General features: G+C 44.5%; 23 protein-coding genes and 1 pseudogene. 16 read left to right on the top strand and 8 right to left on the bottom strand.

All coding sequences use genetic code 11. The features are described 5' to 3' along the window. Nucleotides 1–270 precede the first annotated feature (270 nt). The 3 genes and pseudogenes from ACHUET_RS04870 to lipB form a co-directional block, all read right to left on the bottom strand. Complete coding sequence (locus ACHUET_RS04870) at nt 271–738, bottom strand: hypothetical protein (protein WP_394211098.1); 468 nt, start codon at nt 736–738, stop codon at nt 271–273. 158 nt (nt 739–896) lie between these two features. Next, nucleotides 897–1,427, bottom strand: a complete 531-nt coding sequence (locus ACHUET_RS04865) for an inorganic diphosphatase (protein WP_057759479.1) — start codon at nt 1,425–1,427, stop codon at nt 897–899. A 345-nt stretch (nt 1,428–1,772) separates the two neighbouring features. After that, nucleotides 1,773–2,475, bottom strand: a pseudogene (gene lipB / locus ACHUET_RS04860) (lipoyl(octanoyl) transferase LipB); the annotation flags it as partial. Nucleotides 2,476–2,864: 389 nt separating this feature from the next. Between lipB and ACHUET_RS04855 the strand changes: the two are divergent. From ACHUET_RS04855 to pncB, 5 genes are all read left to right on the top strand, one after another. Continuing rightward, a complete protein-coding gene (locus ACHUET_RS04855; RefSeq protein WP_394211097.1) occupies nt 2,865–4,349 on the top strand; it encodes a coniferyl aldehyde dehydrogenase in 1,485 nt (494 codons plus the stop codon). A 346-nt stretch (nt 4,350–4,695) separates the two neighbouring features. After that, entirely contained in the window at nt 4,696–6,627 is a 1,932-nt protein-coding gene (locus ACHUET_RS04850; RefSeq protein ID WP_394211095.1) for a glycine betaine ABC transporter substrate-binding protein, read from the top strand. Nucleotides 6,628–6,701: 74 nt separating this feature from the next. Next, on the top strand, nt 6,702–7,595 hold the full coding sequence (locus tag ACHUET_RS04845) for an ATP-binding cassette domain-containing protein (RefSeq protein WP_394211113.1): 894 nt from the start codon (nt 6,702–6,704) through the stop codon (nt 7,593–7,595). 274 nt (nt 7,596–7,869) lie between these two features. Then, the gene (gene msrAB, locus ACHUET_RS04840) at nt 7,870–9,657 is read left to right on the top strand and encodes a bifunctional peptide-methionine (S)-S-oxide reductase MsrA/peptide-methionine (R)-S-oxide reductase MsrB (protein ID WP_394211094.1); all 1,788 of its coding nucleotides are present in this window, start codon (nt 7,870–7,872) and stop codon (nt 9,655–9,657) included. A gap of 303 nt (nt 9,658–9,960) precedes the next feature. Further along, entirely contained in the window at nt 9,961–11,187 is a 1,227-nt protein-coding gene (gene pncB / locus ACHUET_RS04835) for a nicotinate phosphoribosyltransferase (RefSeq protein WP_394211092.1), read from the top strand. A 1-nt stretch (nt 11,188) separates the two neighbouring features. Here the strand turns inward: pncB and xseB are convergent, their stop codons facing one another. From xseB to ACHUET_RS04820, 3 genes are all read right to left on the bottom strand, one after another. Beyond that, entirely contained in the window at nt 11,189–11,434 is a 246-nt protein-coding gene (gene xseB / locus ACHUET_RS04830; RefSeq protein WP_394211091.1) for an exodeoxyribonuclease VII small subunit, read from the bottom strand. Between the two features lie 58 nt (nt 11,435–11,492). Further along, nucleotides 11,493–13,025 (bottom strand): exodeoxyribonuclease VII large subunit, encoded by a 1,533-nt coding sequence (gene xseA / locus ACHUET_RS04825; RefSeq protein ID WP_394211089.1) that lies wholly within the window; start codon nt 13,023–13,025, stop codon nt 11,493–11,495. A gap of 241 nt (nt 13,026–13,266) precedes the next feature. Next, entirely contained in the window at nt 13,267–13,635 is a 369-nt protein-coding gene (locus ACHUET_RS04820; protein WP_394211087.1) for a hypothetical protein, read from the bottom strand. Between the two features lie 290 nt (nt 13,636–13,925). Here ACHUET_RS04820 and ACHUET_RS04815 point away from each other — a divergent pair, with 290 nt between their 5' ends. From ACHUET_RS04815 to purF, 11 genes are all read left to right on the top strand, one after another. After that, complete coding sequence (locus ACHUET_RS04815) at nt 13,926–14,576, top strand: alpha/beta hydrolase (RefSeq protein ID WP_394211085.1); 651 nt, start codon at nt 13,926–13,928, stop codon at nt 14,574–14,576. A 90-nt stretch (nt 14,577–14,666) separates the two neighbouring features. After that, the gene (zapE, locus tag ACHUET_RS04810) at nt 14,667–15,767 is read left to right on the top strand and encodes a cell division protein ZapE (protein WP_201600950.1); all 1,101 of its coding nucleotides are present in this window, start codon (nt 14,667–14,669) and stop codon (nt 15,765–15,767) included. Between the two features lie 134 nt (nt 15,768–15,901). After that, complete coding sequence (locus ACHUET_RS04805; RefSeq protein WP_394211083.1) at nt 15,902–16,561, top strand: nitroreductase family protein; 660 nt, start codon at nt 15,902–15,904, stop codon at nt 16,559–16,561. Between the two features lie 123 nt (nt 16,562–16,684). Next, entirely contained in the window at nt 16,685–18,001 is a 1,317-nt protein-coding gene (locus ACHUET_RS04800) for an NAD(P)H-dependent glycerol-3-phosphate dehydrogenase (protein ID WP_394211081.1), read from the top strand. 60 nt (nt 18,002–18,061) lie between these two features. Continuing rightward, on the top strand, nt 18,062–18,520 hold the full coding sequence (locus ACHUET_RS04795) for a SixA phosphatase family protein (protein ID WP_394211079.1): 459 nt from the start codon (nt 18,062–18,064) through the stop codon (nt 18,518–18,520). Between the two features lie 160 nt (nt 18,521–18,680). Beyond that, nucleotides 18,681–19,976, top strand: a complete 1,296-nt coding sequence (gspL, locus tag ACHUET_RS04790) for a type II secretion system protein GspL (protein ID WP_394211078.1) — start codon at nt 18,681–18,683, stop codon at nt 19,974–19,976. 33 nt (nt 19,977–20,009) lie between these two features. Further along, a complete protein-coding gene (gene gspM, locus ACHUET_RS04785; RefSeq protein WP_394211077.1) occupies nt 20,010–20,579 on the top strand; it encodes a type II secretion system protein GspM in 570 nt (189 codons plus the stop codon). Between the two features lie 281 nt (nt 20,580–20,860). Then, nucleotides 20,861–21,262 carry a DUF4870 family protein gene (locus tag ACHUET_RS04780; protein ID WP_071003577.1) on the top strand — a complete coding sequence of 134 codons (402 nt, stop codon included), beginning with the start codon at nt 20,861–20,863 and terminating at the stop codon, nt 21,260–21,262. A gap of 224 nt (nt 21,263–21,486) precedes the next feature. Further along, nucleotides 21,487–22,521 (top strand): quinone-dependent dihydroorotate dehydrogenase, encoded by a 1,035-nt coding sequence (locus ACHUET_RS04775; protein ID WP_201600971.1) that lies wholly within the window; start codon nt 21,487–21,489, stop codon nt 22,519–22,521. A 30-nt stretch (nt 22,522–22,551) separates the two neighbouring features. Continuing rightward, nucleotides 22,552–23,049, top strand: a complete 498-nt coding sequence (locus ACHUET_RS04770; RefSeq protein ID WP_394211075.1) for a CvpA family protein — start codon at nt 22,552–22,554, stop codon at nt 23,047–23,049. 207 nt (nt 23,050–23,256) lie between these two features. Next, nucleotides 23,257–24,792: an amidophosphoribosyltransferase gene (gene purF, locus ACHUET_RS04765; RefSeq protein WP_394211074.1), complete on the top strand. Its 1,536-nt coding sequence runs from the start codon at nt 23,257–23,259 to the stop codon at nt 24,790–24,792. Nucleotides 24,793–24,917: 125 nt separating this feature from the next. On the opposite strand, the gene ACHUET_RS04760 is transcribed toward purF, so the two are convergent. Both ACHUET_RS04760 and ACHUET_RS04755 read right to left on the bottom strand, forming a co-directional pair. Further along, a complete protein-coding gene (locus ACHUET_RS04760) occupies nt 24,918–25,277 on the bottom strand; it encodes an AzlD domain-containing protein (protein ID WP_394211073.1) in 360 nt (119 codons plus the stop codon). Next, nucleotides 25,267–25,998: an AzlC family ABC transporter permease gene (locus ACHUET_RS04755; RefSeq protein WP_394211071.1), complete on the bottom strand. Its 732-nt coding sequence runs from the start codon at nt 25,996–25,998 to the stop codon at nt 25,267–25,269. The genes ACHUET_RS04760 and ACHUET_RS04755 overlap by 11 nt, the downstream gene beginning before the upstream one ends. Nucleotides 25,999–26,077: the final 79 nt, after the last annotated feature.

Genomic DNA, 26,077 nt, shown 5'->3' with positions numbered 1-26,077 from the left:
TAAATATCAACTTGAGAGATTATCATTTTAGAAAAGCCTAGGTTTATTTTTATTAAGGTATACCTCAACGGAACCAGTTATCTCACCCTTCAAACCTATTAACAGACTACTTAAAGCAGACTGCTATCATGGAACCACTTATAACAGACTGGCGAAACCAGCAGAGCTTATTAGGCTTTTCTATTGTCCAGCCTGTGAGTAACAATACTCGCAGGCTACAGTATCAGCGATAAACGGTTCTATAAAAAGTATCGCGATTCAGTACTTGATTTAAACAAACACTCGCCACAATATCCAAAATATACCTATCATCAAGACAGCGATAACGAGTAATCGTTTTAGCCAATAAGGGAGCAAAGGTTTCTTATAGCCCAAGTCATTCAGCTGACCATTGACACCATCTTGCAAGCTCTTAAATCCTTGACTTTGCTTGGTGGTTTTGACGCGATTTTTTACCAATGGTCCAGGCCCGTCATCGGTCTCTTGCTCTCTATCAAAGCTAATGGCCTGATTGGGGATACCTTGTTTACTAGCGATGGTATTGAGCTTTTGCTGTTGTTTTACCTTTAGTGCTGTCTCATAGGCATCAATCCTAGTTTTGGCTTCATCCATACTGATGTTTTCGTCTGCCGCCAACGTTTTGATGGCCATTACCAAGTTATTTTTTTCGACCATCATGATGACGTTTTTTGGCAACTTGGTATTGACCGGCTTTTTGCTAGGGTCGGGGTTAAACATGGCTGTCCTTATTACGGCGTATGCGTGTGAATGAGTAATAGGGTTTATTATAACCATTTTACACAAACGATATTCAAGCAAAAAAATACCGCGATCACATTGCGATCGCGGTATTTTGGTATTTATCTATGATTAGCATTTATGCCAATTTTGATAAATTATAGGTCTTTCCAGCGTTGGATAGATTCTTTGATGACTTCTTTCGCTTCTGCAACATCACCCCAAGATTCAACTACAGTAGTACCTGCTTTTTTCAGGTCTTTATAGTGGCTGAAATGGAACTCTAGTTGGTTGATGAGCTGCTTTGGTAGGTCTTCTAGGCTGTTGTAAGCATTACCGGTGTCACGGTCGTCAGCAGGTACAACAACGATCTTGTCATCTACTTCGCCATCATCAACAAACTTCATCACACCGATGACTTTTGCTTTTAAGAAGATACCAGTCGGTAGTGGCTGTTCAGTCAGTAGCAACACATCAAGCTCATCGCCATCTTCGTCAAGCGTTTGCGGGATAAAACCATAGTTACATGGCTTAGCAAAAATCTGTGGATCAATACGATCAAGCTCAAATACGGCCAATTCGCGATTCCACTCAATTTTATGGCTGCTACCAGCTGGGATCTCTACTACTACGTTGATGATGCCGCCATCTACGTCGCCTGCGTCCAAAATTTTATTAAAATCTGCCATGAAATACTCCAATTTGCTTTTGTTTTAGAGGTTTGAATGATTGATGTAGCTAGGGATACTGCAAAATTTTTGCCGCACCCGATTTGTACTGGGTGCGATTATAACAAGTTTGATCTAAATTTTCTCTTAATGCTTAAGTCTAAGCGTGCAAGATATTATGCAAAAAAAGATTATGCAAAAATAGACTCAAAACTCACTTTGGCGCGATGGCTCGCAATTCAATCAGTCCAGCATGACGCTTGGCGATATTATCGATAAGTTTTTGGGTAACTATCTCATAGCTGAATGCATCGCTGACTTGGTGAGGCATTTGTGTTTCTGACTCTTTTTGCTCTAAATCTGTCTGCATGGCTACAAAATCAGACAAGCGCAACATCTGCATCCCCGCATAACCGCAAGGATTGATAGCATTGAATGCTGACAAATCACAGTCTAAGTTAATTGCGATACCATGATAGCTAAAGCCATGCTTAATCTTGAAGCCCAACGACGCTATTTTTCCAAGCATAATCTTATTATCAAGAGATTTGTCATTTAGCGAGTTGCTATTAGCATTGCTCTCGTCGTCCGCTACAGTGGGGTCAGAATACATGTAAACGCCAGGTGCATCACGGCGGGCATGGGCGCTGATATTATCGCGACTAGATGGCGAGCGATGCAGACAGTCATTAACGACGTCTTCGATCGCTTGCTCAGCGTGGGAGACCAGATGGCGCACACTCCAGCCCAAACTGTTTAAGTCAAACAACCAATAAAGGACCAACTGTCCGTGACCATGCCAAGTTACCTGACCACCTCGGTCGGTCTTGATGATAGGCGTGTCGGTGCGCTGCAATATGTGTTCTTCTTTACCTGCTTGTCCAAGCGTATAGACATCGTTATGGTCAACGATCCATAACTCATCAGGCGTGCGTAGTCCTTGCTGTTTTTTTAGATCGATACGTTCGAGAGTGCGTGACAGCATGGCATCGAGAGTGGGAACATAATCGGCTGCTGACAGAGATTTACTGATCAGCGTGTCATTGAGCGGTTGTGTGTCGTTTTGCATGAGCGTGTCTGTCTTATTATTGTCTGGTTTAAAGATAGATAATGTCGATAGGTAGTGTAGCAGTTTTGGCATCTATCGCCCAAAGTTTATCTGCAGTCTAGTATCGGATTTGGTATGTGAGTACCTATAGAAAATGCGCTAGGAAAAAGTAAAACCATTTTAATATCATGGCTTTAGTAGGCGATTACAAACGCAGCAGTCAATGAAAGGTGCTGTTCATTGCACAGTTGATGCGCTACATTAAAGTATAATGAATGGAATCTGATGAAATTGACAGTCAGGGCAGGTTATTAAAGCGCGCACCTGACTAGAAAGATAGCGCCTATAACCCAATATAATGTAGTGACTACACGACATATGAGTACATGTGACTACGACAAGGAAGACAAATGACAGATAGCAACCAACACGCCCATGAGCAGGCACCAACCGATGCAAGTTTTGCGCTGCAGCGTATGCCTGAAGCACTGAGTACCGCAAAAACCATCGATGAGATGAAATCTCAATTTTCACGCCTGCAAACATTGAGCCGTACGCGGCCGATCAATGACTGGGGCACTCGTGAGACTCAGCTAGATAATTTAGAAGTGATGCTGAGCGACAATCAAGAGAGCTTTGCAAAAGCAATCAGCGCAGACTTTGGGTATCGTAGCCAATCAGAGACTCAGTTTGCTGAGCTGTTTCCGAGCTTCACGGGTATCAGTCACGCCAAAAAACACGGCAAAAAGTGGATGAAAGCACACCGCGCGCCTATTTCAGCACTGTATATGCCAGCTCACAATGAGATTCAGCCGCAGCCATTGGGCGTGGTCGGTATTATGGTGCCATGGAACTATCCGCTGTTTTTGGCGATTGGTCCGATGATTGATGCAATCACCGCGGGCAACCGAATCATGGTCAAAATGAGCGAAGCCGCGCCGCAGTTTGCTCAGACATTCGCTGATGCCATTTCTCGTTATTTTTCGCCAGATATGATCTGTGTGGTACTGGGCGAGGTTGATATTGCTGCTGCCTTTAGTGAGTTGCCATTTGACCACTTGCTATACACGGGTTCGACTGTTGTAGGCAAAAAAGTGATGGCTGCCGCCGCGCCTAACTTGACACCAGTGACGCTTGAACTTGGTGGTAAGTCACCGGTGATTGTATTGGATGATGCCAATCTAGAGTCGGTGGTCAACCGTGTCATGATGGGCAAAACACTAAATGCAGGTCAGACTTGTATTGCCCCAGATTATGTATTGATTCAACGTCAATATCATGACCAGTTTATCCACTTGGCAAAAGAGTGGATGGCCAAGCACTATCCCAATATCGAAAACAATCCAGACTATTCACGCATTATCAATGGTGAGCAGTTTAAACGGGTTAAGGGTTACCTAGATGCGCTAACAGGTGATGAGATACACGCACTTACTGCGGTTGAGCCCAATATCGAAACGCGTCTGATGCCACCTGTGATTGTGAGCGAGCCTGCGCCTGATAGCGATCTGATGCAAAATGAGATTTTTGCCCCGATACTGCCGCTGATGCATTATGAGACACTCGACGATGCGATCTATTTTGTGAACTCGCGTCCAAGGCCACTAGCGCTATATGTCTTTAGTGACAACTATAGCAGCATCGAAAACGTGCGTAACAACACGGTCTCTGGTGGCTTATGTATCAATGAAGTGATCATGCATGTCGCCCAGCATGACTTACCGTTTGGTGGGGTAGGTGACTCTGGTACAGGCGCATACCATGGCAAAGCAGGCTTTGAGCGCTTGAGCCATATGAAACCTATCTTTGTACAGACCAAGCTCAATGGTCTCAATTTCTTATTGCCGCCTTATGGTGGACTGTTTAAAAAGGCGATGGCATTGTTCTTGAAATAGTTGCCCTATGGGAGTTATTCAAAAATTGACTTTGAACTCTCTTCATTCGGTACCGTAATCCATAGCACCTATCAAAATAGGTGCTATTTTTTTGTCTAAAAACCAAAGGTTAAAATTGGGAAAAGATCTATTAATGATAGCGTTTATATTTGCAAGGCCTGAGGTTCAACTATCTCAGTAATCGATAAATAAGCATTTGTTATTACTCCTATAAGTCGCTACACTTTGTAGTAAGCCTAAACAACAGTGGATGATTCATAGATGTTATGAATCAACATGGTATCGTGAAATTCTGTGGTTTTGATGCTTCTTTCATGCCAGTAAAAAACAATAAATAGGACAGAACATGCGCCAATGGATTGCATTAAGTTTACTGTGTATGAGCGCGTTGTTGCTGCCTGTATCAGCATCCGCAGCTTGTGAGTCACCGATCAAGTTTGGCGCACTTACGTGGGAGAGCGGACAGTTTACCTCTGGGGTGCTTAAGTATATTGCTGAAGATGGTTATGGTTGCACGGTAGAAGAAGTGCCAGGAGCAGGACCTGCGCTTGAGACAGCATTGTCACAAAACGACATTCAGATCATCGGTGAGCAGTGGATTGGACGCTCGCCAATTATGGAAAAAGCCATCGAGCAGAATAAAGTGGCTGTCATTGGCGATACGCTAAAAGGCGGTGCGACCCAAGGGTGGTATGTCCCAAGATACGTCTTAGAAGAAAACCCAGGATTACGTAGCTATCAAGACCTACCTAAATATGCCGAGCTATTTAAAGACCCTGAGGATCCGAGTAAATCTCGCTTTATGAACTGTCCCTCTGGCTGGACGTGTGAGATATTTAATACGCGTCTGTTAAAAAATACGGGTCTCGACAGTATTTTTAACAATGCTCATCCCGGTACTGGCGCTGCGCTCGATGCCGAAATCGCCTCTGCTTTTGAGCAGCACAAGCCTCTATTGTTTTATTACTGGCAGCCGACGGGCCTAATGGCAAAGTATGATTTTGCTGCTTTGGAGTTCCCAAATCACAAAGATGCCTGCTGGCAAGACCTATTACTCGCTGACGGCACGTCTGATTGCGTGTCTGGTTTTCCAGTATCGCCGCTAGGTATTGCCGTATCTACCCCATTTATTGAATCCAACCCTGAGCTAGCAGAGGTCTTCAAAAAGGTGCAGTTTACGCCTGATGAGCTTAACGGCGCTATCTTAGAGATGAGTGAAACGAAGCGTAGTGGCGATGAGCAGGCGTTGGCGTTTTTGCGTGATAACCCAAATGTTTGGAAAGAATGGTTATCTGAAGAAGCTGCTACCAATCTTGCGACTAAGCTCGGCATTAGCTTAAACGGTTCTGTTATCAATGCTGATACGGCTGCCTCTCGTAGTGATCAGTTAGCACTTTCATCTAGCTTCCCTTCATGGTCGCTTGAGACTCCGCTCAACAATGCGTTATCAAGCGTCGTCCAAAACTATGGAGACGTATTTCGCACTATTAGCACGGTGACACTCACGTACTTGCTCTTACCCATTGAGCGATTATTAACGGTTATTCCACCTTGGCTCATTATCGCGTTTGTGACGGTACTTGCTTGGTTGGGTGTACGCAAGATTTGGTTCGCGCTGGCATGCGGTGCAGGGCTGTTTTTGATTGGTGCTTTTGGGTTATGGGGTGCGCTGATTGATACCTTGGCGTTACTCATCGTATCCGTGCTGGTCACGGTGGTGATCGGTATTCCTATCGGTATTGCCATGTCAGGCAGCAAGTTGCTGCGCAAAATTGTGACGCCAGTACTCGATGTGATGCAGACGATGCCAAGCTTTGTGTATCTCATACCCGTGCTGATGCTGTTTGGTATTGGTAAAGTGCCTGCACTCTTTGCAACGGTTATTTATGCGCTGCCGCCACTCATTCGCCTGACAACGTTGGGTATTACCCAAGTTAATCACGAAATGGTCGAAGCAGGACGCTCTTTTGGTAGTACGCATCTACAGCTACTCATTTGGATCAAACTGCCACAGGCGTTGCCCAGTATTATGGCTGGTATTAACCAAGCGGTGATGATGTCGCTTGCCATGGTAGTACTGGCGTCGATGATTGGTGCCCCAGGCCTTGGTGAAGATGTATTGCAATCTATCCAAACGCTAAATATCGGGCAAGGTTTACAAGCAGGTACGGCTATCGTTATCGTCGCCATTATCATTGACCGCATCACTCAAGCCTTTGGTCAGGGAAAGCGTGCTCGTCAAAAAACCATCAAAGCAGGTAGGCGCCCGATTGGGTAGGGCGCCGATTTGTATGAAACAACTAAAGCCGTCATAAGCCATCATAAAAGGTCATACAAATAGCGAGAGCAATGATGAATCATATTCAGCTAAAAAATATCAGTAAAATCTATAACGCCAACAGTACGCAAGCTCAGTCTGCATTGACGTTACTGGCTGAGGGTATGGATAGCGTTGCTGTCAAAGAACAAACGGGCTACTCGGTTGGGCTTTATGATATCAATTTGGACATCAAGGCAGGCGAGCTACATTGCATCATGGGGCTATCAGGCTCTGGCAAGTCGACATTGATACGTCATCTTAATCGCTTGATTGACCCAACCAGTGGTGAGATATGGGTCAATACTACGGTCAATACCAAAACGTCTACCACTAACAATACTCAGGCAAACATTGCGCCAGTAGACGAAAGCTCATCGACTGCTATCAATATTTTAGCGCTTAATGATAAACAGTTGCAGCACTACCGCCAGCAAACGGTCAGCATGGTGTTTCAGCATTTTGGTTTAGTGCCACACATGACCGTGATGCAAAATGTCGCTTATGGTCTACGTGTCCGCAAAATGAGTGTGAGCGAGCGTCATGAGATTGCACGGCACTGGCTGAACGAAGTAGGACTGACCAATCTCGAGCACAGCTACCCTGATGAGTTATCTGGCGGTATGCAGCAGCGAGTTGGGCTGGCTCGTGCATTGGCAACGGACAATCCCATCTTATTAATGGATGAGGCATTCTCTGCGCTTGATCCGCTTATTCGCGCCCAGTTGCAAGATCAATTGCTTGCATTACAAGATCGACTCAATAAAACCATTGTTTTTATTACTCATGATATTGATGAGGCAGTCAAAGTCGGCCAGCGCATCAGTATATTAAATGGTGGACGCTTAATACAGACAGGTACGCCAAGCGACTTAAGGCACAATCCTGCCGATGACTATGTCGAGCAATTTATGAGTGCAAAAGCGTGATATGCCCTGATTATTGTATTGAAGCGCCCTCTATATCAGGACTCTTACTATCCTGTTAAATAAGTGTAGCTATCGACAGCTTACTATTAAAGTAGACTCCAATAGCGTTGTATACTATTAAGACAAACTAATGCGTCTCAACAATCCGAATCACTGTCTCTCCACTATTTTTCAAATTCTTATCTCTTTAACTTGAATGCCCTCATAATAGAATTTTGAGCTATTTATCGCTCATGGTTGCCAAAACTCGTACCATCCGTAACAAGGACACGTCATGTCATATAAAAACAATCAAAAAAATAGTAATCATGAAGAAACTAAGAAACCTCGCTCATCAAGCTGGCTAAAAAACGTTAGCGCCTTTAGCATGACGACAGTGCTGAGTGCAGGCATATTAGTCGCCTGTGGCCAGATGAGCAATGCAGAAAGCAGCGCAAGCAGCAGTACCAAATCAGGTAGTCAAAATACTGGCATCATCAGCTCGCGTGACATGTTGCCCTCTGATATGCTCAAACAAATGCAAGCATTGCCGCAGCTAACAAAGGGCTTAGGCGACACAGGTGCGGCAGTGATTGATCCTAATAAGCCGACCTTGGTAAAATTTTGGGCGAGCTGGTGCCCGTTATGTTTGGGTACATTAGAGGAGACTGAGACGTGGCGCACTGATCCTAAATTTTCGGGCTTAAACGTGGTGACAGTCGCTAGCCCCGGTCATCTTAATGAAAAAGCTGATGGTGAATTTAGTAATTGGTATGCGGGCGTACAAGCTGACTACCCAAACTTGCCTGTCTTGACTGACCCTTCAGGTGAACTCATCAATAAGCTTGGCGTACAAGTTTATCCAAGCTGGGCTATCCTCGATAAAAATGGCAACTTGGTACACTTGGTAAAAGGTAATATATCAGCAGAGCAGGCTTACGCACTTGCCGAAAATGCAGATAATGGCTTCGCTGAGCTCAAAGCAGGTAACGCCAAACCTGCCAATGCACAAGCATCAGATAACAATAAAGTCGAAACCATCAAGCAAAAAGATGGTGTGTATTACAATGAAACCGGCAAACCAATCAACACCCGCTCAATCTACCTTGCAGGGGGCTGTTTTTGGGGTGTTGAAGCTTATATGGAGCGCGTCGAAGGGGTTGTTGATGCCGTATCAGGTTACGCCAATGGCGATACAGCCAACCCAAGCTATGAGCAAGTCATTCGTGGCTCAGGGCATGCAGAAACCGTAAAAGTCACCTATGATGCGGACAAAACAGACCTCGATACCATCTTAAAATACTATTTTCGAGTGGTTGATCCAACGAGCTTAAATAAGCAAGGCAATGATCGCGGTGTGCAGTATCGCTCAGGTGTGTACTACACCGACAAAGAAGATAAAGCCGTGATTGATGCTGCGCTCAAGCGTGTACAAAGCAAATACGAGCAAAAAGTCGTGGTCGAGAACGAGCCCTTAGATAATTTCTATTTGGCTGAAATGTATCATCAAGATTATCTAGCAAAAAATCCCAACGGCTATTGTCATATTGATTTGAGTCTTGCTGATGATAAGCCTGAAGGGGCAGCTCGTACCAAACTTGCACCAGCTAATACGGTCGCTGAGACGTTAGATCCCAAGCGCTATGCTAAGTTTGACAAAGATGCGCTAAAGAACACATTGACCAAAGCGCAGTACAATATCACGCAAGAGGCTGGGACGGAGCGTGCCTTTAGTCATGAATATGATGATTTATTTGCGCCTGGTATTTATGTTGATGTGGTCAGTGGTGAGCCGTTGTTTTTGTCGACGGACAAATACCAATCAGGATGCGGCTGGCCAAGCTTTACCAAGCCTATTGATATGCAAGTGATTACCCAGCATCAGGATAATGCCTTTAATATGGTACGTACTGAAGTTCGTTCTCGCGTGGCTGACTCACATCTGGGCCATGTATTTCCTGATGGTCCAAAAGACCGTGGCGGGCTACGTTATTGTATCAATGGCGGGGCACTACAGTTCATCCCAGTGAGTGTGATGCCGCAATCGGGCTATGCACCCTTGGTAAAACTGGTTAAATCATAGTCGTTTTATTGCCACCTTTGAATAGATAAAAAAGGCGCTAAGTTCAATCTTAGCGTCTTTTTTGTTTCATGTAGCTATTAGATATTTGATTGTCATTTTCGCTAGTTGTACGAATTTTGCTGCAATCTAACGCGAATTCTGAAATAAACCCCAAACTTCGTTATACTTGATGGTTTATTGGTGATGCACACTCTATGAGTGTCTATTATTTATTAACCAGATATCACTTATTATTCAGACATAAGGTCGCTTGGTTGTTTCGGTGACACTTATTTCTCATTTCTGCACTTTTAAGGCCATAGCATGACTGCTACCTATTCACCCATTATTACATCACTGCTTGATAATGATTTGTACAAATTTACGATGTTACAAGCCATGCTGCATCAGTTTCCACAGACACATGGCGTGTATCGTTTTCGCTGCCGCAATAATAAAGAGTCGGCCTATCCATTGGCCGATATTCAAAAAGATCTAGAGCAGCAACTAGACAGCCTGTGTGAGCTGCGTTTTTTGCCGGATGAGCTGGACTACCTACGTGGTTTGCGCTTTATGCGTTCAGACTTTGTCGATTACCTTGAGTTATTTAAGTTAAAACGCCGGTTTATTACCGTCAGTACCGATGAGAAAGGTCGTTTATCTATCGACATCGAAGGGCCGATGATTCAGGCAATGTTCTTTGAAGTATTTGTGCTGGCTATCGTCAATGAGCTTTATTTTAATGCGTTATCGAACGATAGTGTGATTGAAGAAGGGCAACGTCGCCTTGATGAAAAAGTGACACTGCTGCATCAATATGCCCTAGAGCAGGCAAAGTATGGGCGTGATATACCGCCGTTTATCGTTGCTGATTTTGGGACGCGTCGACGCTTTAGTAAACGCTGGCAGGCACACGTGGTGGAGACACTACACAAGGCTGAGCCAAAAATCGTGGGCGGTACATCCAATGTATATCTGGCAAAACAGCTAGGAATGACACCGATAGGCACAATGGCACATGAGTTTATGCAAGCATTTCAGGCATTAGATGTGCGTTTGCGTGATTCACAAAAGGCCGCGCTTGAAGCATGGGTGCATGAATACCGGGGCGATTTGGGCATTGCATTGACAGACGTGGTCGGTATGGATGCGTTCTTGCGCGACTTTGATTTGTATTTTGCCAAGCTCTTCGATGGGCTGCGTCACGATAGTGGCGACCCTTACATCTGGGGTGATAAGGCAGTGGCACATTATGAAAAGTTAAAAATAGATCCAAAGACAAAGATTTTGACTTTCAGTGATGGGCTGGATTTAGAAAAGGCTTGGGAGCTGCATCAATACTTCAAAGATCGTATTAGAACCAGCTTTGGCATTGGCACCAATTTGACTAATGACACGGGTATCACACCGATTAATATCGTGCTCAAATTAGTAGAATGCAACGGTCAGCCAGTGGCCAAGCTGTCTGATAGCCCAGGCAAGACCATGATCAATAATGACACGTATCTTGCCTATCTACGCCAAGTCTTTGAAGTTGATGAGCCTGAATAAACTAACTATCCGTGCTGCTAGTAGATTTTTCTTCGGCGAAGGCTGCATCCAATGCTTGTTGCACAGCATTGATACGAGTCTCGCAAACGCGATAAGCCGCAATAGATTCTTCAACCGTGGTCATTAGGTTATCAATATCAGGCTCGTCTTGCTGCTGCAGTTCAGTCGCATTGGTTTTTAAGATATCGTAAGCCGCCTTAAAGGTTTTTGGGGCGGCTTTTTTGCGTCTACGAGTAGGGGTGGTCATAAAATTTCCTAATTTTTAAAGGTAAGTAGATGAGTAGTTGTTAGATATTATTATGTGGTTAAATTGGTGTGTCTGAGGTTTCAATCGCTTTTTTATCCATATTGATATCGATAATCTGTGCTTTTGCATTACCATCTTTCAAAATGATATTGACAGTTTGCTCAGGAGACAGTTGGGTGCTGCTCGTGAGCGTTTGGTTGTTTTTGGCATCCGTTAGCATGGCATAGCCTTGTTTGAGCACGCGAGATGGTCGATGTAATAGCACAATATCACGTAGGTGCTCGCTATCGCGCTGTGCTTGTATGATTTGCTGCTGCGCGTTTTGCATAATTGATTCTTGATGACTTTTGCTACTAGTAGCGGCTTTTGCGAGTTGTTGATGTGCTAAGGTTTGCGTTTGTGTATATCGCTCAGCCGTCAGTCTAGCTGCTTGCTTTACTTGGCGCTGTGCACTTTGTTGAATGCTGCGCCATGCATAGTCACTGTCTTTTCGTAGAGCGGTGATCTGGCCAATCGTTTGCGACTGTATTTGGCTCAACTGGCGCGTGGTTTGTTGCTCAGCAGTATTCAATTGGCGCTGAGCGGCTTGCTTGATTTGCGCTCGATATTGTAGCGTTTGAGTGACGAGCTGGGCTAAATGGCTATAGATAGCAGCAATCACTTTTGAGGGCGTATCAAAGCTGGTATGCGCCACTTCATCTAAGATGACTTTGTCACGCTCATGACCGATACCAACCCAGACAGGCACAGGCTGCTCAGCAACCAACGCTGCCAGCTCATAATCATTGAGATAAGCCAAATCACCAACCGCACCGCCGCCGCGAATAATGACCAATAAATCAGGCAAACGCTGATAAGTGTCATAAAACTGCTGCTGAGCATTAACGATGGCTTGGCGTATCTCCGCAGGCGCATGATTGCCCTGAAAAGTCGCATTATGGTAGTGGAAATGACAAGCACCTGTACTGGCTAAGCGATCCGCATCTGCTTGAAAATCTCCCAATCCAGCTGCCTTTTCAGGCGCGATGACCAGCACATGCTCAATATCAAAAGGGGTAGGCAGCTGCTGATTGAGATGTAATAGCCCTTCGCCTGTTAAGCGGTCAACCATTTCTGCATACTGCCGTGCCAAATCGCCTAGCGTATAGCTGGGGTCGATATCTTCAATCGTGATTGAAAAGCCGTACTGGGCATGGAATCCTGCCGATACTTTGAGGAGTACGGTCAAGTCACGCTCAAGCGGCATACCAGTCGCCCGTTCAAACTTGGCTAATACACGAGCCGCTTTAAAACGCCAAAGGTTGCCGCGGCAACTGGCGACTACTTTGCCATCATCGTCTTTTTCTGCCAATTCAAAATAATAGTGACCACCCTTGCTCGACAGATTACGGATTTCAGCTTTTACCCAGACACGGTGGTCAAAGGTCTGTTTGATAACCATCTCAACCGCGGACAAGTAATCACTCAGGCGTAGCACGGTATCCTCTAAATGGTCTTCTTGCTCAGCGAGTTCAGCCTCTAAAGTGGCCAAATCTTTGGCAGGTGCGAGTACTTTGGCCTGTTTGATATTTGAAAGGTTAGGTTTGCGCATGATATAAGACCAAAGATAATGAGAACATGAAGACTGATGAGGATGTGCTGAATACGATAGCGGATAGTTTAACCCAAAAGGGCGCGCACAAAAAGTGAAGCCAACAAGCTTTGATTGATATATTATCCATATCGCGGCTTGTTGGCTACTTCAGAAATCATAGTATGTCAGGTGATGCTAGAGAAACGCAAATGGCGTCGCTCATTTAGAGAGTTACTGATAGAGAATTACTGATAGAAAGTTACTGACAACGAAAATTGATCTTGTACTCATAATCATCATTGCGTGACAAATCTGGCGTGCCCGTGCCAAAGATTGAGCCGACCACGGAACCCACTTGTCCAACCATACGGCCAGTACGTTCATTTAAGATACCATTATATTTGACATTGTCATCAACGATAATGACTTGTTTGCTTCGACAGGTTTTTTGCGCACTATCGATCGCATTTTGCTGTGCTTTGACTTTGGTATCAGCAATGCCAGTGGTTTCATAAATAGAGTTAGCGCGCTGGATCACTGGTGATGATGGCGTGCTTTGACAAGCGCTTAAAACGAGCGCACCGGCCAATATTGCACTTAAACTGGCAGTTTTATTAAGGGTATTCATAAATAATTCCTAATGTATATAAACAGAACGTCTTAGCGATAGGCAAAGCTTCATGAATGTAACGTATCTAGATATTACCTGTCTAGACGCTTATTGTGTGCGGTATTACAGCAGTATTGCCTACCCAATCTATGACAAACAAAGCTTGCTTAAATCAATAATATACTCAACTGCTACGAGTCAATTTTGGCCTAAAATAAAACAAGTCGCACCCGTACACAGCAAATCACTTGAAATAAAAATCATATCTAGGATAATTGAGCCATTCATTTTTATTAATAAGTAATGCTATGCAATTGATTCCTGCTCCTGCTGGTGTGCTCGAGGTCGACGCACTATGGCAAAATGACAATCCTAACGACCCAAATACAGATACTGTCGCGCTACTGTGCCATCCCAATCCGTTGTTCGATGGGACAATGAACAATAAAGTGGTCACGACTATGTATCGTTTTGCCCGTGACAATGGCATGCATGTGGTGCGTTTTAACTTTCGCGGCGTTGGTCAATCGACAGGCGAGCATGATTATGCGGAAGGTGAAGTGGTCGATGCAATGACCGTGCTACAATGGATTGCTGAACAAACCAATACCCGAAAGCTATGGTTGGGTGGCTTTTCTTTTGGTGGTTATGTCACGGCCCGCGTGGCTGAGCAAGTACTTGAAGCCGCGCATATATGGGGGTTGGATGATTTTGACGTGTCAAAAATCGCGCTTATCGCACCCTCAGTTGAAAAAAATGACAGCAGTGATATCGATTTGCCTGCGGATAAAACCTTTGAGATCTATGGCAATGCGGATGAAGTAATCGCGCCTGAAAATATGCAGGCATTTGCAGATCGCTTAGGAATTGCAGTAAGCGTCGTCGATGGTGCTGGTCACTTTTTTCACGGTCGCTTATCAGAGCTTAAAAAGTTATTAGAAACGCATAGCAATGCATAGTTTTGACCCTAAACGCTAATGCATGTTTTAGGGTAGCACTTAGCCACTCCAATATTTTGATATTTATTTAATCCAACGATGAGTCGTATTATGAGTTTATCTCCATTGCAACGTTACGAGAAAGCCGTCAGTACAGATGAGTTTACTCGGGATGAGCAGCAGTTTCAGGCCATGAGTTATCTTGATGAGATCTACCATCAGCTCATCAATAGCGCCCCGCAAAAGAAAGGGTTCTTTGGATTTTTAAAATCCAAGCCTGTCGCGCCAACTGGATTATATATGTGGGGCGGTGTCGGTCGCGGCAAGACGTGGATGATGGATATGTTTTATGATTCATTGACCATTGAGCGCAAAATGCGTCTGCATTTTCATCATTTTATGCAGCGTGTTCATCAAGAGTTGAATAAACTGCAAGGCGAAAGTGATCCACTCGAAAAAGTCGCCGATATTATTTATAAAGAAGCGGTCATTATTTGCTTTGATGAGTTTTTTGTCTCTAACGTCTCTGATGCCATGATTTTGGGTGATTTATTTACCATGCTGTTTAATCGCGGTATTACCCTGGTCGCCACGTCAAATATTGAGCCGTCTGGTTTATACAAAGATGGTTTGCACCGTGACCGTTTTTTACCAGCCATTGCAGAGGTTGAGAGCCATACGACAGTGATGAATATCGACTCCGGTATTGATTATCGTCTGCGCGTGCTTCAGCAAGCAGAATTGTATGAATCACCAATGACCAAAGCCAACCATCACTGGCTAGCCAACCGTTTTGCCAGCTTGTCTAATAATCAAAAAATTAGTAATGAACCGATTACTATCAATGGCCGCGAAGTCAAAGTCAACGCGCGTACCGAAGATATCTTGTTTTGTGATTTTCGCCATTTATGCATGGCACCGCGCTCGGCATCTGATTTTATTGAACTTGCAAAACAATTCAGCACGGTATTAGTTGATTCAGTACCCGCTTTAGATGATGATTTGCGTGATCCAACGCGCCGTTTTATTTATCTGGTTGATGAGTTTTATGATCGCCGTGTAAAACTGTTGGTACGCGCAGAGCAGTCGATTTTGGACTTGTATCAAGGGGAAAAGCTAGCGTTCGAGATTGAACGTACCCGCTCGCGCTTGCTTGAGATGCAGTCAGAAGATTATCTACGCATGGATCACCGTGTCGAAGATGCTGCGTAATTGATGTTTTTTAAAACGGTATTGCTAGAGCTCAAATGTTTTTTAGTATTCGATGCTTAGTGTTTTCAGTGACAAGTATCAGATTTAAAAGTAGTTCGTAAAAAGAAATCAATAATAATAAATAAGGACAGACAATGACTACAACAGATGAAAATAACCAAGCGTCACAGGACAATAAACTGCCTGTTAAAAATGTAGTCGCAAATGATGTCTCAGCTAGCAGTGAAGAGCTGATTGGTTGGATTAACTCAAGACGCAGCATGGGTAATTTGGATACACCAGCCCCAACGCGGGATCAAATCGAGTCTGCTATTGAGTGTGCAGCGACAGCGCCCGATCACAAAAAACTGCGTCCATGGCGCTTTATTGTGACGCAAGGGGAGGCACGTCACGAGCTAGGTAATGCTTTGGTAGCCGCAGTAAAAGAAAAAGCGCTCAAAGATGGCGAAGAGCTGTCTGAGAAAACCATCAAAAAAACCCATACCATGCCGCTCCGAGCGCCTGTTATCATAACGGTCGTGACGCAAATGCAAGAACATAAAAAAGTGCCACCCTTTGAGCAAATGCTAAGTGCGGGTGCTGCTGTGCAAAATTTGATACTGGCACTCAAAGCTCAGGGGTTTAGTACGGTGTGGCGTACTGGGCTGTTATGTAATGAGCCTGCGGTAAAAGCTTATTTTGATGTGGGTCCAGATGATTATGTGACCGCTTTTGTTTATACTGGCACTAGTCCAAAAGATGAATCCAAACGCAAACCTATTGATATCGAGCCGTTAGTACGCTTCGAGTCATAATTTGACTCGGTGCTGTCTCTTGGTAAAATTATTACCTCAAAAAGACCGCGAGCCCGAGTATCGGAAATATCTGGGAACAGTAGCTCCTATTGAGAATAAGTCAGTCAACATGGATAAAAGAACATGACAAGTCCTAACGATAGCAATAAAGATAACAACAGCGCTAACAATGAGGCGGGCAACAATACGTCTGAAAAACAAAACGGTATGTTGGCAGGTATCTTAGAGCGTGCAAGTAAGTCAGGCATCGGTCGTAAAAAATCAACGCCCAGTCCAGTTGAATCAGCAGTCGCAAAAGACATGGCAGAGATTCACAGCAATCCTACCAAGCTGCGTTTGGCGTTTTTAGGTGGCGGTAGCTTTGGTACGGCAATGGCAAACTTGGCTGCGCGTAATGGCTGCGATGCTACGCTGTGGGTACGTAATAAACGTACCGTAAAAGCGATGGCAAAAACTCAGACCAATAAAAAATATCTGCCTGGCTACAAGCTTGATGACCGTTTGAAATATAGTCATGATTTGGCGGCTACCGTTAAAGACAAAGATATTATTTTTATCGCCGTGCCGGGATTGGCTTTTCGCGAAACGGTAAAAAACATTGCGCCTTTGATCAGTGGCCAGTCTATCGTATCGCTGACCAAAGGAATGGAGAAAGATACCTTTGCCATGATGAGCGACATTATTAAAGAAGTGTTGCCTGAAGTGAATTTCGGTGTCATGTCAGGGCCAAACCTTGCCATAGAAATCATGAAAAACATGCCGTCTGCCACGGTGATTGCAAGTGAGTCTGAGCCATTGCGTCATGCGGTACAAGCGGCATTACACAGTGCCTTCTTTAGAGTGTTCGCGAGTGATGACGTACGCGGTGTCGAGCTTGGCGGCGCGCTCAAAAACATCTATGCCATCGCCATGGGTATGGCAGCTGCTTATGAAGTGGGTGAAAATACCAAAGCAATGATCCTTACTCGTGCCTTAGCAGAGATGAGTCGTTTCGGTGTCGAAGAGGGAGCCAATCCGCTAACCTTCTTAGGCTTGTCAGGAGTGGGGGATTTATATGCCACTTGTAGCTCAGAGCTAAGCCGCAACTATCGTATTGGTAATATGCTCGGTCGCGGCATGAGTATTGATGCCGCAGTCAAAAAGCTGGGTCAAACTGCTGAAGGAGTCAATACCATTCAGCAGGTCCACGAAAAAGCCACTAAAGCGGGCATCTATATGCCTATCACCCACGCGCTCTATGCGGTTATTTATGAAGATAAAGCAGCGCTAGGCGTGGCACTACATTTGATGGAAGCGGGATTCCGTAGTGATGTTGAGTTTGTGATGGCGCATGATCATAGCAATGCTGCGCTTACCGCTCATATGAAAAACTCAAGTAACAGCGCTAAAGACAATACCAAAGCCGATGCAAAAAATAAAAATAGCGATGCTGATAAGTAAGATGTTCTATTAAAAGGCACTATTGAGAGACTGTGCTAACTCAGCACACCAAGGAAGGTTATGAAAATTATATTAGTACGCCATGGTCAAGCCGAAGATGAGACGCGTCCAGATAGTGCGCGTCAGCTGACTGACTTTGGTCAACAGCAAGCGGCACAGACGGCAGAGTATGTGACCACACACTATCATCCAGATCGTTTTATCGTCAGTCCTTATGACAGGGCGCAGCAGACGCTGGCTGCATTCCAGTCACGAATACCAAACGTACCTTCAACAGTGCAGGACAATATCACCCCCTCTGATGATGCCCGTCAGGCTTTAATGGATATTGCGAATATTGATGCAGAATGTCTGGTCGTTGTTTGTCACATGTCTATCGTCGCTTACATCGCAGGCTTGTTGACCGGTGATTATCCTGAGTCATTTTCTTTGGCAGAAGCCAGAGTGTTTGAAATGGAGTTCGTTATGACTGGGATGGCCACTGAAGTGGACCGTTTTGTACCTGACCAACCATACTAGGCTGACCTAGCCATTTTTTAGATAGGATGAATTCAGAGTGAGGCAATCATACCGATTAAGCGACTGGCTCAGCAGATAAAATGACTCAATCCTTTCTAAATAGTATCACTGCTTCATCACAGTACTTTTATAACCGCAGCAATAATCGAGGACACGTTTAGTGTTACATGTTTGGTTACGAGCGCAGCATAGCCCGCTAGCTGTCTGGCATGAAGATGTACAGCAATGGCAGACGGTTGATGGTTGGCAACAGCTACAAACTCTCTATGGTCATCATAAACCCAATGGCCAAAAGGCAATTTGTTTATATTTCCCCTCAAGTCATGTATTGCAAGTAGACACAGCGCTCAATACTGCTCAGCTCAAGCAGCTGGGTAATAGTGGTAAGCAGTATTTGTTTGAAGAAACCTCTCTAACGCCAGTTGAGCAATTGGTTATTCGCCAGTTGAGCCATGCTGATACGACGGAGCTGTACGCATTGGCACAAAACGATATTGAGGCATGGCAGCAAAGTGCTCAGCTCGTGGATATGAATATAGTAGCACTACTGCCAGATTTCCTATTACTGCCACCACCCGAAGAAGGTGCAGGTCAGCAAGTGACATTGTATCAAGACGAGCATACTCTGCTATTGCGCCAGTCATTGCGCCAAGGTATGGCTGTCAGCTATTTACCGTTGATCTTTGAGCGCTTTCCTCACTTAAGCGAAGTGATGCTGCTGACTTCTATTGAAACCAATAGCCTTGCTATCAGTGATTTAGCCGCTAACGAAATAGATAGTATGGGTATCAATGATATCCCAGTAACATCAGCGACAACCAGTTCTATGGCGCAAACGAAAGCGCTGATCGCCGATCACCAGCTGTTATTAACGAGCTTGCCCACGACACCAGCGCCCATTGACAACCCAGAACGTCATGCGCTGAACTTCTTTATCAAATCAACCGACTCACAGTTATCACCGTATTTACGGGTAGCAATGATGGTTGCGTTATCGGCTTTAGTACTACAGATGGCAACCGATGGGGTGCAGTGGTACAAGTATAATGAGGCAACAGCTGCAACCAAGACTGAAATAGCAGCGCAATATCAATCTTGGTTCACTGATGAGCCTCTGAGTACTCGAACTAAGCTCCAAGTACAATTACAACCAAAACTGCTTAGCGACAGCCAAGCACCTGCATCACATATGGCAGCGTTGTCAAAGATATCCCCTTTAATCAAGCAGTCTGCATTGCGTGCGCAGACGCTAGTGATGCAACCATCCGCACTCAGTTTTACGCTCATTGCTCCTGATCGTGGCAGTTTGGATCAATTCACGAGTACGCTAATAGCGCAAGGTTTGAATGCCAAGCTTGCGCAAGTGAGTAGTAATGATCAAGGTCAATTTAGTGCTCAGGTCACTGTGGATGTGGTGGAAAACAGCGATACGGCGAACACTCCAGCAGCATCATAATTTATCAGAGTATTGGTAAGAAAAGGTCAAAACATGAAACGATTACAGCGCCGTACCAAACGCAGTGCAGCTGTCTCTGCAACCAATACTAAAACGCACGCATTCTCAGAGCGTATGAGTAGTTACCAAAATGCGCTATCAACGCGCTGGCAAGCGCTACCTCCACGTGATCAATTAGCGTTAGCCATCTTGTCCGTATTTTTGCTGTTGTTTATCGGCGGTTATGGTGGTTATAGCATTCATCAAGCGGCAAAAGAGAGCAAAAATGATTATCAGGAGCAAGTGGCTGATTATTTTTGGTTGCGGGCGCAAGCAGGTAATATCGATAGTAATGCATTAAGTACTGGCAATAACGCTAATGGAGAGGCTGACATGCCGCCTGCCAATCGCATTAGTGCGCTGCTAAATACCACAGGAATTACAGATGCTCAGGTCGTTGCGGCTGGTGATTCGGTGCAGTTAAGCTTTATCCACCCCAGTCAAGCTGTCGTGAGTACCGCTCTTGGCAAGTTAGAGCAGCAAGGTTGGCAATTCACGCAGTTATCCATGCAGCAAGACCTAACGAATAAATCTATCCAAGTGCAAGCCACTGTCACTTTATAACTCGATACTGTTTAGTAGCAGGTATGGGCTTAATAGTAGAATATAAGTAACAGAACATGATATGTTCCAATTCAATTTATCGGTAACTCGCTTTTAAAGTGGCGTTTTGAGTTAGATGTCATTGAAAAGCCTTTTATCTGTCACCATTAAATGTTTATTAGCCACTGCTAACGATAGATATTTAGCATACAGCACTTTCTTCATAACGATACTGATGAGCATAGTTTTCAGCAGACAAGATTACTGACCAGCAAGGACAACGCAAACCAATGAGTGACAGTATGAGCAACGATAAGCGCCGTTCTTTAACCATTTATAATCACATCACTTATTTCTTATATGTGATTAGCTATTTTACCGCTGGTCTGCTGTGGATCGTGCCGATTGTGATGAATTATGCCAAGCGCCACGATGCTGATGGCACATGGTTATCCACGCATTTTGATTGGCAAATCAAAACGTTTTGGTACAGTATCGTTTGGTTTATTATTGGTATTGTCATCACTGCTTTTGCTTTAGGTGGTTTTGGCGTGAGTATGCTAGCTGATAGTGGCAATATCGCTATTGGTTCGACGTTACTGGCTGGCTTTGGTTTGTTGATTGTGACATTCACCTTTATCTGGCATTTATATCGAATTATACGTGGTTGGATTGCACTCACTGACGGCCGTCCAGTACCTTAATACGATGCCGTAGTTGTCTATCGCTGTTGATTCAGCTGAGCTTAAAAGACAGTGAATTATTATTGCTACTTAATAAATGCTTGTATGCGCTGACGGCGGGTTAAATGTGGAAATTTACCGGGTGAAACTTTGCTCTTGTTTCTGTTAAGCTGATATAATCGCTCCGCCTGATTTTATTCATATTCTTTATCCACTATTTCTTTCGAGCAGGGTCCGCCATCACTATGTCTTATGCCTTACTTCGTCCTTTTTTGTTTAATATGGATCCCGAACACGCCCATGAGATGACGCTATCTTTATTGGATAAAGCACATAAAGCGCGTGTTTTAGGTTTGGCGTATGGTCAGTCGATGCAGCCTACTGACTGTATGGGATTGCAGTTCTCTAATCCCGTTGGTCTGGCAGCAGGACTGGATAAAAACGGTGACTACATTGACGCGTTGGCTGAGCTGGGTTTTGGTTTTATAGAAGTAGGTACGGTCACGCCAAGGCCGCAAGCAGGCAACGATAAGCCAAGACTGTTTAGAATCAAGCAAGCAGACGCCATCATCAACCGTATGGGCTTTAACAATGAAGGCGTTGATTATCTGATTGATAATGTCAAACGCTGCAAATACAAAGGCAATATCGGTATCAACATTGGTAAAAATGCCGACACGCCAGTAGAGCAAGCCGCTGATGATTATGTGTATTGCTTAGAGCGTGTGTATCCGCACGCCTCATATATTACGGTAAATATCTCATCGCCAAACACCAAAAACTTACGTGATTTGCAAAGTGGTGAGGCTTTGACCCAGCTGATGGATACAATTAAAAACCGTCACAGTCAACTAGCCACCGAATATGGTTTTTATGTGCCATTGGTGCTCAAGGTTGCACCTGACCTAGAGCCACTGCAAGTTGACTATATCTCACAGCAGTTATTAGACTTTGAAATTGACGGTTTGATTGCAACCAATACGACACTGAGCCGCGTGGGTGTCGAAGACTTGCGTGATGGCGATCAAATGGGCGGCTTGTCAGGTCGTCCGGTGAGCCACATTAGTACCCAGATTTTACAACAGTTCTCTGATCAGCTAGATGGTAAAGTTGCTTTGATAGGGGTGGGTGGCATCGATAGTGGTGCCAAAGCCGTCAAAAAAATCGAAGCAGGTGCGGACATGGTACAGCTCTATACAGGTCTTATATATAGAGGACCTGGGCTAGTACAGTCTTGTATTCAAGCAATCGGTGGCTATTATGATGCCATGGAAAGCTAGTCAAATGAATGAGATGGTGAGGCGCAAAATATGAGCGGTCTAGATATTGTGATTGCTATTGTTGTCTTGATTGGTTTGTGGCGCGGCTTTCAAGTTGGCCTGATCAAAACAGCCGTGGGCTTAGTAGGCTGGTTTATCGCTCTTATCGCTGCGACCCGGCTCGCAGGATCGGTGTCGCCTCAATTATCTGGTATCGTGCAAAGCCCAGTGCTACAAATGGCCATGGCCTTTTTGCTAGTGGTGATTGTGATATTGGCAGTTATGCACTTGGTGGCTTTTGTATTCTCAGGTGTGCTCAAAACCCTACGGTTGAGCGTGGTCGATAAAATGGCAGGCGGGGTGCTTGGTGCTGCCAAAAATGTACTCATGGTATTGGTTGTGTTAAGTGTGAGTGCGCCACTACTAGTACAAATGCCGCAATGGCAAACCTCAGTGTTGGCCCCTGAGCTGATGCCTTATGCGCCTATGGGTAAAGCATTGGTGTCAGATGTGTTGGGCATGGCTTGGGATCAAGTCAATCAGTCGTAATTTTCTATTGTTCTAATTCTTTTTATACTTCTAAACGTTTGCATGTGTCACTGATCATCGAAAACAGATGATTAAAAATTATCATGAAGTTTCTTACAAAATCATCAGGTTAGCGGTGGACGACAGTGCGTGATTTTAGCCACATACTGTCAGCAGTTTTGCCGTTATTGTCGTACTAATGTATGAGTTAAAATAGGATATAGCTATATGTGTGGAGTCATTGGAGTTGCAGCTCATGAGCCAGTCAATCAGATACTTTATGACGGCTTAACGATGCTACAGCATCGCGGGCAAGATGCAGCAGGTATTGTCACTTTGCAAGATGGTCGACTTTACCTACGTAAAGAAAACGGTATGGTACGTGACGTCTTTATGAATCGTCATATGATGAAGCTGGTCGGTAAATTTGGTATCGGTCATGTTCGTTACCCAACCGCTGGTACTTCTAGTAGCGCTGAAGCTCAGCCATTTTATGTTAACTCACCTTATGGTATTACGCTTGCGCACAATGGTAACTTGACCAATGCTGAGAGTCTTGCCAAATCTTTGTATATTGAAGATCGTCGCCACCTCAATACCGATTCAGATTCTGAAGTGCTGCTGAACGTGCTCGCACATGAGATGCAAAATCTAGGTAAGACGCATCCAACATCCGATGACATCTTTGAAGCGGTAAAAGCCGTCTATAAACGCTGTGAAGGTGCTTATGGCGTTGTGGCCTTGATTACCGGTCATGGACTACTAGCGTTCCGCGATCCAAATGGTATCCGTCCGCTTATCTTTGGTAAACGTATGGCAGAAAACGGCGGCACCGAGTATATGGTCGCCTCTGAATCAGTCGCATTAACAGGTTCTGGCTTCACTATCGTTCGTGATGTAAAACCAGGCGAAGCTATTTTTATTGATTTGAACCATAAGCTGCATACGCATCAATGCGTAGCGCCAAAAGAATATACGCCTTGTATCTTTGAGTATGTTTACTTTGCCCGTCCAGATTCTATTATGGACAATATCTCAGTTTATAAATCACGCCTACGTATGGGTGAAAAATTGGCTGACAAAATCCTTGCAGAGTGGGGCGAGGATCATGATATTGACGTGGTCATCCCGATTCCAGATACGTCACGTACCTCAGCGATGGAGCTGGCGCTAAAAATGAATGTCAAGTACCGTGAAGGGTTTATGAAAAACCGCTATATCGGTCGTACGTTTATCATGCCAGGTCAGCAGCAGCGCAAAAAATCCGTTCGTCAAAAGCTAAGTGCCGTGCCATTAGAGTTTAAAGGTAAAAACGTACTATTGGTTGATGATTCAATCGTTCGTGGTACGACGTGTCATGAGATCATTCAAATGGCGCGTGATGCAGGTGCTAATAAGGTGTTTTTTGCGAGTGCCGCGCCACCAGTGAAGTTTCCAAACGTATACGGCATTGACATGCCAGTGCGTACCGAGCTGATTGCTTCAGGTAATAGTGTTGAGGAAGTACGTGAGATCATTGGCGCTGACCGTTTGATCTTCCAAGACCTAGATGATTTGATTGATGCCGTCAAAGATACCAAGCACAGCAGAGTCGAAGGGTTTGATTGTGCTGTATTTAATGGCTGCTACATCACAGGCCAAATCAATGAAGCGTATCTTGATCATTTGCAAGAGCAGCGTAATGATACAGCCAAGACTGGTAAAAAAGGCGTGCAGATAGTGGCTGATACTCCAGTCGATATGATGGGTGTTGAAGAGCTTTAAGCCATACGCTATTCAAATCGTTATTCTCATATAACAAAAAGCTGGATTCTATTAAGAGTCCAGCTTTTTTGTGTCCAAAATACAAGTAAAATCAATACTGAATGTTGGTATAAGGTAGGCTGCTGTCAGGCCAAAAAGTTGGTAAATATCCAGACAAAACCATTGATCGCGGCAATACCAACGACCATGCTTACCAATAGCTGCCTGCTAATATGATAAATAAAAAGTACCAGTATAAGTGCGCAAACCTGTGCCATCAATAGATGTAACTCAGGATCACTTAAGGCAATGTCTGCTGGCAGGTTTTGATAAGACAGACTGGTTAAGATAAGTAGCACCATCACTGACAGCGGTAAGCTTTCATTCAGTCGATGTAGCCAAGGCGTATCTAAAACTTTTCTAGGGATTAATGCTGGCAATGCACGAGTGATGAACGTCACCGCTGCCATGGCAAGCGTCGCAAAAATAAGATAACTACTGGTCATGACGCTCTCCTATTTCATGACGCTGCATCCAAAATCCACGTATCAAAATCATCAGCATACAGATAGTGATAGCCACCAATAATAACCAATCGCTAGTAAATAAAAACGCGACAATCAAGCCAATTACAGCGATGCCAATAGGAAAATAACGCTTGATACTTTGGAATTGTTCATATGCCAAAATCGCAAACAGACAAACCAAGGCAAAATCCAAATGCGGCACCAAATCACTAAGCGTGCTACCAATCAGCACACCAATACCACTCGCGAGCACCCACCAGCTTTGGTTAAATAAGCTAATAGGGAGTATGAGTGCTTGTCGTGCCTCGTTTGGCAAACTGGTCATGACTGAAAAAGTCTCATCAGTCAGGGCAAATAAGCAATACGTTTTTGCCAGTCTATGTTTTGGTAGATATTGCAATAATGGCATACCATAAAATACGTGGCGTAAATTAATGGCGGCGATATTGGTCGCGATGTTACCGATCGGTAGGCCAGCGCTGAGCATTGGCAAACAAGCATATTGAGCCGCTCCAGCATAGAGCACAATGCTGAGCATAATCGTTGCCCATACAGGAATACCAGCAACTTGTGCCAGTACACCAAAGGCAATGCCAGCAGGCAGATATCCCATCGCAACGGGCAAGCTTTTTTTGAAGCCGTCAGCCCAGTCGTGAGTGCGTTCTTGTTGATGACTGAGTTCGTTTGAATGAGTGGTCACATGGCATCCTAAATTTTCTTATACTATTTTATAAATGGATTTTTTTACACTTAAAAATAAAAACTGTATTGCGTCAAAA

This window comes from Psychrobacter piscatorii, from assembly GCF_043641605.1.
Lineage (GTDB): Bacteria > Pseudomonadota > Gammaproteobacteria > Pseudomonadales > Moraxellaceae > Psychrobacter > Psychrobacter piscatorii_C.
The sequence above is the reverse complement of the archived record's forward strand: the minus strand, read 5'-3'. Positions and strand labels throughout refer to the sequence as shown.